Here is a 12,953-nt window from a genome sequence, read left to right on the forward strand (position 1 = left end):
AAAAATCCCCTGATGGCTCAGGGGATCTTATTATTTCTTTTGCTATCCTTAGATATTCATCAAGGACTCTCTGCGTCTCATTTTACCGGCAGGGATACCGAACATCATCTTGAATCGGCGACAGAAATAAGCGGTGTCTTTATAGCCTACTTCTTTTCCAATGTCTCGAATAGATTTTTTGGTAGTTCTCAATAGTCCCACCGCTTTTTCCATGCGCTGATACTCGATATAATCCTGAGGGTTAATACCGGTCAACATTTTGAAATACTGCCCTACATAATCTTCGGATACATTGGCTACACTTGCCAATACCTTATTGGACAGGTCTCCCTCAAGGTTTTCCTTGATGTAGTTAAAGATGTCGATCAATCGAGGATCCTTGAAGTAAGTAGAGTTCGTCGCCAATTGCTCCACAAACAATCTGTTGCGAATAATATGACGAACAATTTCCACCACCAGATATTCTGTATTGATCTTAACCACACGCTGGTTGCCGGCCAACTCTGAAACACTTTCTTTCAGGATGGTTCGCATGATGGCAGCTAAGCGATCATTTTTGCCGATCACAAATGGAGGAATATCCAGAGAGTTGAAGAAGTTTACAGAGTCGAAAACTTTTGCTTCAAAGGAAACATAGGAAAAGTTCTCGGCAATGGTATCTTCTAATTCGGAGTGATGGAAGGTTTTAAAGAAATCATCTCTTCTGGTGATGAATTCATCATTGTTCAATACATCCGGTTTGCCAGAACCATAAGTAATCGTGGTGGAATGGCCTCCAGGAATGAATAAAATATCTCCTTCGTTTACAGCCTCATCATTTTCACCAAAACGAACTTCACCTTTATTTAGTAATAAAATGGTGTTTTCTACGTCGTAGTAGTTGGTAATGGTAAGGGGTTGTAATATTTTTATATTCTTTGCTTTCGCGTACCGAACTCCGAGGGATTCGATAATTTTGTTATAATCTTCCATGATTTATCAACTTACACTGTTTCAATAATCTCTAAATTATCAAATTAAACCAATGATTACTTTTATAAGTGACTGAAAATAAGTCGTTAGTCGTAATCTGTATTGGTTTTGTTCAAATTTAATAATTATATTTTTTAAATTTTATTCTTACGTTAATTATTTTTCAGCAAACTTAATCTAAGAACAGTTCAAAAATTGAAAAGTTTATGTTTTTCTTCTTTTAGAACGTTTTTATTAAGCCTTTTCGTCATATTTTACTACAATTGACGAAAAAGTGTTTCAGTTATTAAAAAAATAAGGTGGATTATTGTAGAAAGGCAAATTTACGACCTTTCATTGTATTTTAGCTATAATTTTTGTTTCTCGCTTTGGTAGTGAAAGCCAGCTTTGTAAGCAGGTGGAGGAGGGAAATGACATGCCGCTATCCATAAATAGGGTAATTTATGCTGATTCTTAAATGGATGATATGTTAAGGGTCTAATTTGTTTGTCAAGGGGACATTATCTTTCACTGAATTTGGGAATAATGATATAGTGAATCTTAAATTGACTTTCCCTAATAAATCATATTCTGCTGGAGTAATTGAGATGGCTGTTTTTAAGCGGGAAAAATACAAGAAGGACTAAGAAGGATTTTTTTCCATCCATTCATAACAATCTTTGATGGCTTTGGGGAGGGAGGAAGCATTCCAATTTAGTTGCTGGACAATTTTTTTGGAGGAATAGTAATTTTGAATCGTCAGGATTCTGGCATTATTGGTATTAAGCAGGCTGGAGAATTGAAAGGTCTGAGCTAAATATTCCAAAGTCTTTCCGGCCCATATCAGCAGGCGATTAGGAAGTGGAATGATTACCTTAGGGTAATGAAACACGGAGTGACACTGCTGAAAAAATTCCTTATAAGACAAATTATCGCCAACGACCAAATAACACTCCCCGGAGATTTCTGATAGCCCAGCGAGTAAGGCAGCCTGCGCAACATCCCTGGCAGGAACAAAATTCTTCCCTCCTTTTGGGGCAAAAGCGAGAACAGATTTTGCTTTTTGTATGATTTGCCCGGAAGAGGGTTTAGCGTCCCGGGGGCCAATGATGAAGCTTGGGTTCAGCACAATGGCATTAAGTTGTTGTTTTTGGCAGGCATCCAGGACCATATGCTGAGCCTTGAGCTTACTTTGGGCATAGAAAGAATTCAAAAATAGCGGATCAGGAGCTAAAGACTCATTTCCGGGCTGTTTTTTATCACCATAGCCGAAAGCATTTGCCGTGGAGATGAAGATTAGTTTTTTTTCGGGGAAAAGTAAGCATGCCTTAATGATCTGTTCGGTCGAATCATAATTAAAAGCATAGTCACTTAACTGTTGACCACTCATATCCGTGGTGGCTGCCGCATGAATGATGAGGTCAGCCTCTTCTACCAGGGGTTTTAGGAATTCCCATTGAAGAATTTCACCATAGGCTAATCTTACGGGTAGATCTTGGATAGCGGAAATATTGGCCCCTTGTCTTAGAATACCAATTACCTCCCAATCATTTTTCAGGAAGGTTTCCGCGATATTGCTACCCAGCAATCCATTCACTCCGGTGATTAGTACTTTCATTTAAAGGGGTTTGGGTGTAAAATTGTAATAATCAATTAATTAAGTTGGAGGGCGCCTTGTGCAAATTTTTCAATAATTTGAATTTAATCTAGATCTACTATTCTCAAAAGAAGTGCTTTTCAGAATTTATTTGCAGTAAACTTTTTTGAATTTTTCAATTTCTTTGGTCTTTCCAATAATAATCATGGTGGTAGATTCCTCAATTTTGGTATGAATGGAGGGATTAAATTGAAATTTCTCTTTATCCTTTTTTGTCCCCAAAACAGAGACGCCGGTGATTTTCCGGATGTCTAATTCCTCAATCGTATGTGATTGATATTTTTGTGACAATTGGTCGTAACTGATTTCCTCCATTTGCATATCCTCCTCCGTGACTCCACTGATCGTATCAATAAATTCTACCACCAATGGTTTAGTGATCAGCTGCGCCATATGGTATCCTCCAAGAGTGTCGGGTTTAACAATTCGGTTTGCACCAGCCCTAATAAGCTTTTTTTCTGAAGACTCTTCACTTGCACGAGCAATTACCTCTAGCTTTGGGTTGAGCTCTCTACTGGTCAGGGAGATAAAAACATTTTCCGCATCAGAGGGTAAGGTGGTGATCAATGCCTTGGCATAAAGGATTCCTGCTTTTATTAATATGTGGTCAGCAGTGGCGTCGCCGAGAATCATTTGATGTCCGATATTGAAGGGAAATCTTTCCAATACTTCTTCACTGGACTCTACTACCACAAAAGGGGTCCCGGCTTTGGAAAGTTCCTCGCAAGCTTTTATTCCATTTCGTCCTAATCCGCAAACAATGACATGATTTTTTAATTTTCTTACCTCTCTGCTCATTTTATAACGGTTTAATAAATGGTTCATTTCTCCCCCAAAAAGGTAGCTGGTCAGGGTGGAGACTCCAAATGCAATGATAATCAGATTACTGATGATGTACAGGGTGGTGAACAATCTGCCATCCTGTGAAAGCGGAAGAATTTCCCCATAGCCCACCGTGCTGATCGTGATTACCGCCATATAAGCGGCATCAATCAGACTGTAGCCTTCTACTAAAGCATAAAATGTGGTACCCGTAAAAAAGCTTAAAAACAGCAGTGAAAGGGCAAAGAAAGGCCTTCTCAATGCTTTTTTATAGTCTCGATCAATGATAGATATTTTCAATTTCAGTATTAGATGTTTTGAATATGGATTGCTCTTCCTGTTTTATCAGGTCAAATGTATTAAACATAGGAGTCAATCTCCATAAAGATGCATTATTCATTTAAAAATTACGTTCATCTATAAAATTTAGGGACTGTAATTTTATTCTTTAAGTACAAAAAATAAGCAGAAGTAATAAAAACAAAAATTTGGTCTTTTTTATTATTTACAAGTGATCCTTTGGTGGATTAAGGGATTTGAAAGCTATGATGTTACAACGGAAAGCTTCACCAGTCCGTAATAAAACTAAGAGCTAACGGAATATTCACAAAAATAAGAGAATAGTTACAAGTTGCTTTAGCATTATTTCTAGTCAGGAGATTAAATAATACCGAATAATAAATAGCACCTAAAGAAGATTTCGAAAAAGGGGGAATTATGAGCTTAATAGATAAAATCAAAAACACATACCATCATGCCCAGGAAGAATTGACGGTCTCTGAGTATTTGGAATTGTGTAAGAATGATGATCAGGTTTATTTAAAACCTGCTGAGCGGATGCTCAAAGCTATAGGAGATCCGGTTGTGATCAATACAGGTGACGACCCACAAATGAGTCGTATTTTCTCTAACAAGAAAATAAAGGTTTATCCTGCCTTCAAGGATTTCTATGGAATGGAAACCACCATTGAGCAGATCGTTTCTTACTTCAGGCATTCCGCACAAGGGCTGGAGGAAAAAAAGCAGATCTTGTATTTAATGGGACCTGTGGGAGGAGGTAAAAGTTCTCTGGCAGAAAAAATTAAGGCATTGATTCAGGATCAGCCCATTTATGTACTAAAAGCTGGAAATGTCATTTCACCCGTTTATGAGAGTCCCTTAGGCTTATTTTCTGCCTACCGAGAGGATATGCAGGAGGCCTACAACATTCCTAGTCGCTATGTGCCCGCCTGTATGAGTCCCTGGGCTTCTAAAAGACTGAAAGAATTTGGTGGCGATGTTAATCAGTTCCGCGTGGTGAAGATGTATCCTTCTGTTCAGGATCAGGTGGCAGTGGCCAAAACCGAACCCGGGGATGAAAATAATCAGGATATTTCCACTCTTGTAGGAAAAGTAGATATTCGAAAGTTAGCGGAACACCAGCAATCCGATCCGGATGCCTACAGCTTTACCGGAGGTTTGTGTTTGGCGAATCAGGGGGTAATGGAATTTGTGGAAATGTTTAAAGCACCGATCAAGGTTTTGAATCCCCTGCTGACCGCAACTCAGGAAAATAATTATAAAGGAACGGAACCCATTGGGGCTATTCCTTTTGACGGGATTATTCTGGCGCACTCCAATGAAAGTGAGTGGGCGAAGTTTACTTCAGATAAGAAAAATGAGGCCTTCCTTGATCGTATTTATAAAGTGCAAGTGCCTTATGTATTGCGTGTTAAAGAAGAGATCAAGATTTATGATAAACTGATTCGGGAGAGTTCTCTGAGTAAGGCGCCCTGTGCTCCGCAAACTTTGCAGATTTTGGCACAGTTTGCCGTGATGTCGCGTTTATCTCCTTCTGAAAATTCTTCCCTATTCTCAAAAATGAGAGTGTATAATGGTGAATCTTTAAAAGATACTGATCCAAATGCGAAGAGTCTGCAGGAGTATCAGGATGAAGCCGGGATCAATGAAGGGATGACGGGTATCTCTACCCGATTCGCCTTTAAAGTGCTTTCCAAAGTATTCAATTACGATACGGATGAGATTGCGGCCAATCCGGTACATTTGCTCTATGTACTGGAGCAGGAGGTCATTAAAATGCAGATGGATAAAGAGCGTGAGGAGCGCTATCTGAATATTATTAAGTCTGTGTTAGCCTCTAAATATGCCGAGTTTATCGCAGATGAAATTCAGAAGGCTTATATCGAGTCTTACTCTACCTACGGTCAGAATATATTTGAGAAATATGTGGTCTATGCCGATCACTGGATGCAGAATAATGATTACCGCGACCCTGATTCGGGAGAGATGTTATCCAGATCAATGCTCAATGAAGAGCTGGAAAAAATTGAAAAACCTGCCGGAATTGCCAATCCAAAAGATTTCCGCGCAGAGGTTACCAATTTTACCCTTCGGTTCAAGGCCAGCAATGGTGGTGAAAGTCCGAGATGGGATGCTTATGAAAAAATTAAGACGGTTATCGAGAAAAAGATTTTCGCCAATACGGAGGATCTTTTACCGGTGATCACCTTCAATGCCAAGTCTAATAAAGATGATGAGGCGAAGCATAAGGATTTCATTCGTAGAATGGAAGATCGTGGCTATACCTACAAACAGATCCGAATTCTGGTAGACTGGTTTATGCGGGTTAGGAAAACAATGGCCTAAGCACTTGAAAAGGAATTTAAAAACCCAGGCTATAATCCTGGGTTTTTTTGATGGAAAAATGACTGCTCCATGGGTAAAATTATTGACAGGCGAAAAAATTCAAAAGGCAAATCAACCAGTAATCGTCATCGGTTTCTGAGAAGAGTTGAGGATCAAATCAAAAAGGCATTGCCTGATTTGATCAGCCAGGAGAAAATTACGGATGCCACCGGGGGTGGATCTGTGCGGGTGCCTATAAAAAAAATTAGTGAACCTTCCTTCCGACACGACGGGCGTACAGGGGATAAAACCACCGTTCGGCCGGGCAATGATCGCTTTAATGAAGGGGATAAAATTCCTAAGCCACCCGGAGGCGAAGGTCAGGGAAGTGGTCAGGGTAAGGGTTCCAATGACCCTACAGTGACCGAGGATGGTTTTACGGTGATAATTAGTCGGGATGAGTTTTTACATTATTTCTTTGAAGATCTGGAATTGCCCAATTTGTTAAAGAAGTATATGGAGCAAACCGAGGCGACCAAATTAAAGCGTGCCGGCTATTCCAAAGACGGTTCTCCGTCTAAATTGGCCATAAAAACGAGTTATCAGCAATCTATGGCGCGGCAGATTGCCATTCGGGGTGTGCTTAATAAGAAGAAAAAAGAGAAAGAAGAGGCTCTGGAAAAAGAGAAGAATGAGGAGAAACGACAAATATTATTAGAGGAAATCAAGCAGTTGGAGCTGCAGCTGAAAAATATACCTTTCTTTGATCACATTGATTTGCGGTATAAAAATCATGAACCCTATCCGCAGCCGATAACTTCTGCCGTTATGTTTTGTATTATGGACGTTTCGGCCTCCATGGGGGAGCATGAAAAGGATATTGCCAAACGGTTCTTTACGCTCTTATATCTTTTTCTGACCAAGCAGTATAAGAAAATTGAAATTGTTTTTATTCGCCACCATACAGTGGCTAAAGAGGTAGATGAGGAGGAATTCTTTAATTCTCGTGAATCCGGGGGTACGATTGTGGCGCCTTCACTGAAGTTGATGAATGAGATTATTGACGAACGCTACTCTTCTTCCGAATGGAATATTTACTGTTGCCAGGCCTCTGATGGGGATGCCTGGTCGGAGCGGGATGCGGTGGAATGCCGGAATATGATTAAGGAGACCTTGCTGCCGAAAATTCAGTATATGGCCTATCTGGAAATTAACAATAGTGAATATTCCAGTTACTTATGGCAGAACTATAAGGCAATAAATGATGAACAGGGATTTTCCATCCGTAAAATTTATCAGGTGTCTGAAATCTGGCCGGTATTTAAAGGATTGTTCCGGAAAAGAACAGCAGAGAAAGTCTAATTACCCACTAACTGACCTAAATCCATGAGTATAAAGTCAAAGGCGGCATTGAGTCGTAAGGTTTTTTCCAATCCACACTGGGATTTCGATTCCATACAGTTGGCAGATGAAATTACCCATTACTATGGGAAAGAATACCTGAAGCTGGATGTATATCCCAATCAGATAGAGGTGGTGACTTCAGAACAAATGTTGGATGCCTATTCGTTGGTAGGCTTGCCTACCTCCTACCCGCATTGGAAATTTGGAAAAGACTTTGTGATGAATCAGAACAGTTATCGCAAAGGGCAGATGGGTTTGTCTTATGAGATGGTGATTAACTCCAACCCCTGTATCTCCTACAATATGGAGAATAATTCTACCTGTTTAATGCTTTTGGTAATAGCGCATGCCTGTCAGGGGCATAATGCTTTTTTCAAAGGGAATTATATGTTTCGGGACTGGACTATGGCCGATGCGATCCTGGACTATATGGTTTTTGCTCGTGATTATGTGCTAAAGTGTGAGGAAGAATTCGGATATGAGGAGGTGGAGGCTACTTTAGATGCTTGCCATGCTTTGATGAACCTTGGGGTGGATAAGTATAAGAAACCGGAGGAGCGCTCGGTGAAAGAGGAAAACGAAAGGCTGAGGAAGCTGGTGGAGTTTAAGCGGGAAACGTATAATGAGTTATGGAAAACCATTCCTTCTGATACCTCCTCTAAGCTGGAAGAAAATGGCAAGGGTGTTGAGATGGAGGAGAATATCTTGTACTATATTGAAAAAAATGCCCCGCGTTTACCGGTTTGGAAAAGAGAGCTGATCCGGATTGTAAGGAAGGTTAGTCAGTATTTTTATCCGCAATCACAAACCAAGGTAATGAATGAGGGCTTTGCGACTTTTACCCATTACCATTTGGTGAATAAATTACATGAAGAGGGTTTTCTGGAGGAAGGATTTATGTTGGAATTCCTCCATCACCACAGTAGCGTAGTTTTTCAACCACCCTATTCCAGTAAGTATTTCAATGGTCTGAACCCTTATACGCTGGGCTTTAATATTTTCATGGATTTAAAACGAATTTGTGAGCACCCTACTGCCGAGGATCGGGAGTGGTTTCCGTCTATGGCAGGGAAGGACTGGCTGGAGCAATTTCATTTTGCCATGGAAAACTTCAGGGATGATTCCTTTCTCTTACAGTATTTGTCACCCAAAGTAATGCGAGATATGAAGTTGTTTGCCATCCGGGATGATGAAAAGGAGAAGCATTACGAAATCTCCGCCATTCATAATGAGCGTGGATATAAGAAGCTTCGGGAATATTTGAGCAGTCAATATTCCAGATCTAATTATGTTCCGGATATACAGGTGGAGAAGGGAGATATTCACGAAAGCAATGTGCTGAAGTTGATTTATAACCCTATCAATAATTATCAGCTCAATGATAAGGAGGCGGAGGAAACATTGGATTATGTCCGTTATTTATGGGGCTTTCCGGTTCATCTTTACCGGAAAAATAAGTTGGGCGTGAATCAGTTATTGAAAAAGTCTTATTAAAAAAAAAGCTGTCGGAGGACAGCTTATTTTTTTACATATTCTTGTGATTTTTCCAGATCGAATAAATCATTTAAAACGTCTACTAATTGATCCGCCTCATCTCGCTTACAAGCGGCCTTTAATTGGAGTACCGGTAGCTTCATGATTTTTTGGATCATGCCTTTGGTTACCTTGTCCATCATCTTGGCTTCCTGCTCTGTGGCATTTTTCAGGAAACGAGCCATTTCTTGTTGACGAATCTGCTCCAAAGAGTTTTTCATCTTTTTAATGGTAGGAGAAACGACCATTTCTTTGCTCCAATTCATGAATTCTGACTGGCATTCCTGAATGATGCTTTCTACCTGAGGGACCGCTTTCAGTCTTTTTTCAAGGGCTTTATTAGTAGTGGCCGTGATATTATCAATATTGTGTAAGGTTGCTCCCGGTACAAACTCCACATCCAACTCGATGCTTCGTGGTACTGAAAGATCTATAAAATGCTTATATCCTTTAATATTGATGTCTTTCACAAAATCAGCCGTAATAAAGGGCTGATCCATGGCGACAGAGCTGATGATGACATCTGCTTCTTCTCTGATAAAGGCTTGTGCTTCTTCGAAAGGAAGGGTATTTAAATTTAATTCACTTGCTAACTTTGTTGCTTTGGAAGAAGTACGGTTAGCAATATAAATCTCACGAAATTCCCGATCTACCAAATTTCTTACCACATCTTCTCCAATTTCACCAAGCCCTAATACTAATATCTTGGGGTCAAGGATTTGGGAGGTTAGGTTTTCTGCAATCTCTGTTGCGGCATAGGAAACGGATGCTGCTCCATCACGGAAACAGGTTTCCTGAGAAACGCGCTTGTTGCAGAAAAATACGGTGTGCATCAAACGGTGTAAAAGCGGACCCGCCATGCCTTCATCACAAGACCATTGGTAGGCTTTTTTCACCTGATTGGAAATTTGAATATCCCCTACTACCTTGGATTCAAGACCCATTGCAATATGGAATAAATATTGAACGGCGGCAGAATTTTCGGAAATTCCTTCAAATTTTGCGGCTATCCTACAAGGATTTTCCAGACCTTTTATGACCCCGATTAAGCGGGCAATATCGAAGCTAAGATCTCTTCGGTCATTATAATAAACTTCCGTTCGGTTACAGGTAGATAAAATTAGTGCCTCCTGAAGTCCTAATTTCTCTTTAAGCTCAAATAATAGCTTTTTGCTGGCATTTTCATCCAATGCCACAAGCTCCCTTAGCTTAATATCCGCTTGTTTATGGGATATCCCTGTAAATTTGAAATTGTTCACCATAGAAACCTCCTCTGTCTTGCAAAAGTACTGGTTTACTCACGAAAATCACTGATTATTATCACTTTTGTAAAACATTTATAATGAGTATAAATAAGATCAAAAGTGAATTCAATGGGTTCAAATTTTGAACCATTTTTTAAGGAAAGTCCTTAAGTTTTATTTATCTGGTAAATAAACAAGCATTTTTTTGTCTGAAATATGGTTGATTCGTCCTATTATTGGTTTCATTTTTAATTATATAAATTTTTTGTATTTAAATTTTCATTTTATCAACTGGTAATCAATAATTAAATGGTGTTGAGTAATCTGCTTTCCTTATGGATGGCCCTGAAGAGTATCGTAATTTCGTGTCCATTTCCAACTGAAAAGTGTGACAGTTGCCCCAATAAATTATACGAGGTGAATATGATAGGGAGATTACCGGAGGAAGTGAAGGAATCTTCGGGTTTAGCCGCGCATAATGATCTTTTTTTTACGCATGACGATAGTGGAGGTAAGCCGGTTTTATTTGCCTTCAAAAATGATGAAGTGGATTTAATGGGGCAGGTGAATTTTCCTGAAGAGGTGAAAAATGTGGACTGGGAAGATCTTGCTCAGGATGAAGATGGTCATATTTTCATGGGTGATTTTGGGAATAATAACAACAATCGAAAGGATTTAAAAATTTATCGCTATCACATTTTTTCGGGCGAAGTGGAGACTATTTCCTTTTCATATGAAGATCAGCTTGAGTTTCCTCCTAAGAAGAATAAAAATAAGCGTTTTGATTGTGAGGCAATGCTTTGGGCAAGAGGAAAGCTCTATCTCTTCGCAAAAATCCGGGGAGGGAAGCAAGTGAAGGTATATCAATTACCGGATCAGGCCGGAGAATATGTGGCGAGGGAAGTTTTTGCTTTTAAAATGCGAGAGCAGATTACGGCTGCAGATATCAGTCCGGAAAAAGGGCAGGTGGCACTTTTAAGTTATGGAAAAGTACTCTTGTATTATGCGGACTTCGACCAGGAAGATAATCTTCGAATGGTTCCTTTTTATTGTAAGCGATTTGTGAATTCGGGTCAGTCGGAGGCGATTTTATACCTGAATGAGGAGGAATTGTTGATAACTAATGAAAAGGGGAAGGTTTTCCTGATGAACCGGCGAACCTTATTTGAGGTGCCAGAGCGCTATACACCAGAACTACCTAAAATGGAAGCGCCTGAGCTGCTTCCGGCGCCAGATGAGCCGGTAAGAAGGGAAAATTAATCGGACTTACTCATCGCCAGGCTTAGGAAGTCAAATAAAAGGGTGCCTTATAGACGTTTTGTTATCAGTGTATCTTTATTGGTTTTGCTGATTTTTAATTGCCCGAATTTTGGGTGCTTGCTTTCCCACATTCATCCGATTCCTTGGTGGAAAAAATCAAAATGGAAAACGATTTCCTCCGCCACCAAAGGAAGAATAAAGGATGAATATTTCGGCTCAGGTTAATTTTGTGCATAACTACCCCTGAGTATGTGGATAAGTGGATAAATTGGTGGATTGCATGGGTCTTTTCCACATATTTTCGTGAAACATGATGGAAGTATTGATTTTATTCACGTAAAAATGCGCTTGGTAGATTTTTTGGGGAATAAAAAAGGGTTTTCCACATTAAGATTGTGGAAAACCCTTTTGTTTGTGGATAACTTCAAAATCCTTATTCCCGTTTGTTGGTGGATTTATATCGTTTCCCTTTAGATTTTTTAGGCAAGTTCCTTCTGTGACTTTTCTTTTTCCCATTCAAGTGTTGGTTATACAGGTATTTAGTGCCTGAATTGGACCATGGGCGATAAGTTAATCCCACACTCACTTGAAGGTATTGGTCCAGTCTCGGGGTATTGGTTTTTATGCCATCCAAAAAGTTAGTGGAAGTGAATCGGTATCCTACTTCAGAATGGAAGCCCATTTTATCTGAGAAATAGTAATTAAAACCTATTCCCACGGGAAGGATAATGCCTAATTGCGCATATTCATAGGCACTAATGTTATAGCTACCGTCATCTGTTGGAGCGCCTATAATATAGCCATGAGATTTCTCAGCCCTTTTATCGCCATCGAAATGGTTGAAAAACACGTTTCCCACACCGGCAAAGATATGCAGATCCCAATAATGGGTTGCTTTCAATGCGTTTACATTGGTCAATAACTTTCTTTTGAAGGCGACATAGTATTCAACATTTCGGGAGTGAAAGGCCAGGGAATCCGGATATGTCCCGCCATCGAAATTTTGGTTGAAAAAATTAAAATGTCCAGCCACAGACCATCGGTTGTTAAATTGATAGTCAATATTGATACCTCCTGTGAAGTTGTATATAGGCTGATGTCCACTTCCCAATTTTACGGCATCTGTATTGAACAGCGAGGTTCCGGTGGAAAGTCCAAAAGACCATGCACTTCTTAGGTTTGTATGATGGCTATATCCTTTAGAGGGAATCCGACCTTGGGCTAAAGCATCATTTGAACAAAAAATTAGTGCAAAAAAGGCGATGAAGTAAAATTTTAATTTCATTGGTCAATGCAGTGCGAGGGTTCCGAAAAGCAATTTTTATTACATGGTACTCTCAAAAGTAAAGAAAATCCTTCGAAAGTTATCTAATCTCACACAATACTGAAAATAAATATGAATTGTTTAAGGTAAATGATTGATTTTCAATGAAATGAAACCAGGGCTATTTTAGAGG

At 39.6% G+C, this 12,953-nt stretch carries 9 protein-coding genes; 4 read left to right on the forward strand and 5 right to left on the reverse strand.

Annotated elements, in window-relative coordinates; genetic code table 11:
* Positions 1–48 precede the first annotated feature (48 nt).
* The 3 genes from AAA970_RS00595 to AAA970_RS00605 all read right to left on the reverse strand — a co-directional run bounded on the left by AAA970_RS00595 (position 49) and on the right by AAA970_RS00605 (position 3,730).
* Positions 49–972 carry a helix-turn-helix domain-containing protein gene (locus tag AAA970_RS00595; protein ID WP_053406284.1) on the reverse strand — a complete coding sequence of 308 codons (924 nt, stop codon included), beginning with the start codon at positions 970–972 and terminating at the stop codon, positions 49–51.
* Between the two features lie 622 nt (positions 973–1,594).
* On the reverse strand, positions 1,595–2,569 hold the full coding sequence (locus AAA970_RS00600; RefSeq protein WP_338235589.1) for an NAD-dependent epimerase/dehydratase family protein: 975 nt from the start codon (positions 2,567–2,569) through the stop codon (positions 1,595–1,597).
* Positions 2,570–2,695: 126 nt separating this feature from the next.
* A complete protein-coding gene (locus AAA970_RS00605) occupies positions 2,696–3,730 on the reverse strand; it encodes a potassium channel family protein (protein WP_338235590.1) in 1,035 nt (344 codons plus the stop codon).
* Positions 3,731–4,147: 417 nt separating this feature from the next.
* Here AAA970_RS00605 and AAA970_RS00610 point away from each other — a divergent pair, with 417 nt between their 5' ends.
* From AAA970_RS00610 to AAA970_RS00620, 3 genes are all read left to right on the forward strand, one after another.
* Positions 4,148–6,076: a PrkA family serine protein kinase gene (locus AAA970_RS00610; protein WP_053406282.1), complete on the forward strand. Its 1,929-nt coding sequence runs from the start codon at positions 4,148–4,150 to the stop codon at positions 6,074–6,076.
* 69 nt (positions 6,077–6,145) lie between these two features.
* Positions 6,146–7,417 (forward strand): YeaH/YhbH family protein, encoded by a 1,272-nt coding sequence (locus AAA970_RS00615; RefSeq protein ID WP_338235591.1) that lies wholly within the window; start codon positions 6,146–6,148, stop codon positions 7,415–7,417.
* Between the two features lie 24 nt (positions 7,418–7,441).
* Positions 7,442–8,953, forward strand: a complete 1,512-nt coding sequence (locus AAA970_RS00620; RefSeq protein ID WP_053406280.1) for a SpoVR family protein — start codon at positions 7,442–7,444, stop codon at positions 8,951–8,953.
* A gap of 23 nt (positions 8,954–8,976) precedes the next feature.
* On the opposite strand, the gene hemA is transcribed toward AAA970_RS00620, so the two are convergent.
* Positions 8,977–10,254 carry a glutamyl-tRNA reductase gene (gene hemA / locus AAA970_RS00625; protein WP_053406279.1) on the reverse strand — a complete coding sequence of 426 codons (1,278 nt, stop codon included), beginning with the start codon at positions 10,252–10,254 and terminating at the stop codon, positions 8,977–8,979.
* Positions 10,255–10,659: 405 nt separating this feature from the next.
* On the opposite strand from hemA, the gene AAA970_RS00630 reads away from it, so the two are divergent.
* Positions 10,660–11,496, forward strand: coding sequence for a hypothetical protein (locus AAA970_RS00630; protein WP_338235592.1), 837 nt, complete (start codon positions 10,660–10,662; stop codon positions 11,494–11,496).
* A gap of 433 nt (positions 11,497–11,929) precedes the next feature.
* On the opposite strand, the gene AAA970_RS00635 is transcribed toward AAA970_RS00630, so the two are convergent.
* The gene (locus AAA970_RS00635) at positions 11,930–12,781 is read right to left on the reverse strand and encodes a hypothetical protein (RefSeq protein WP_338235593.1); all 852 of its coding nucleotides are present in this window, start codon (positions 12,779–12,781) and stop codon (positions 11,930–11,932) included.
* Between the last annotated feature and the right edge of the window lie 172 nt (positions 12,782–12,953).

Origin of the sequence: Persicobacter diffluens (assembly GCF_036244895.1) — a bacterium.
GTDB classification, from domain to species: domain Bacteria; phylum Bacteroidota; class Bacteroidia; order Cytophagales; family Cyclobacteriaceae; genus Persicobacter; species Persicobacter diffluens.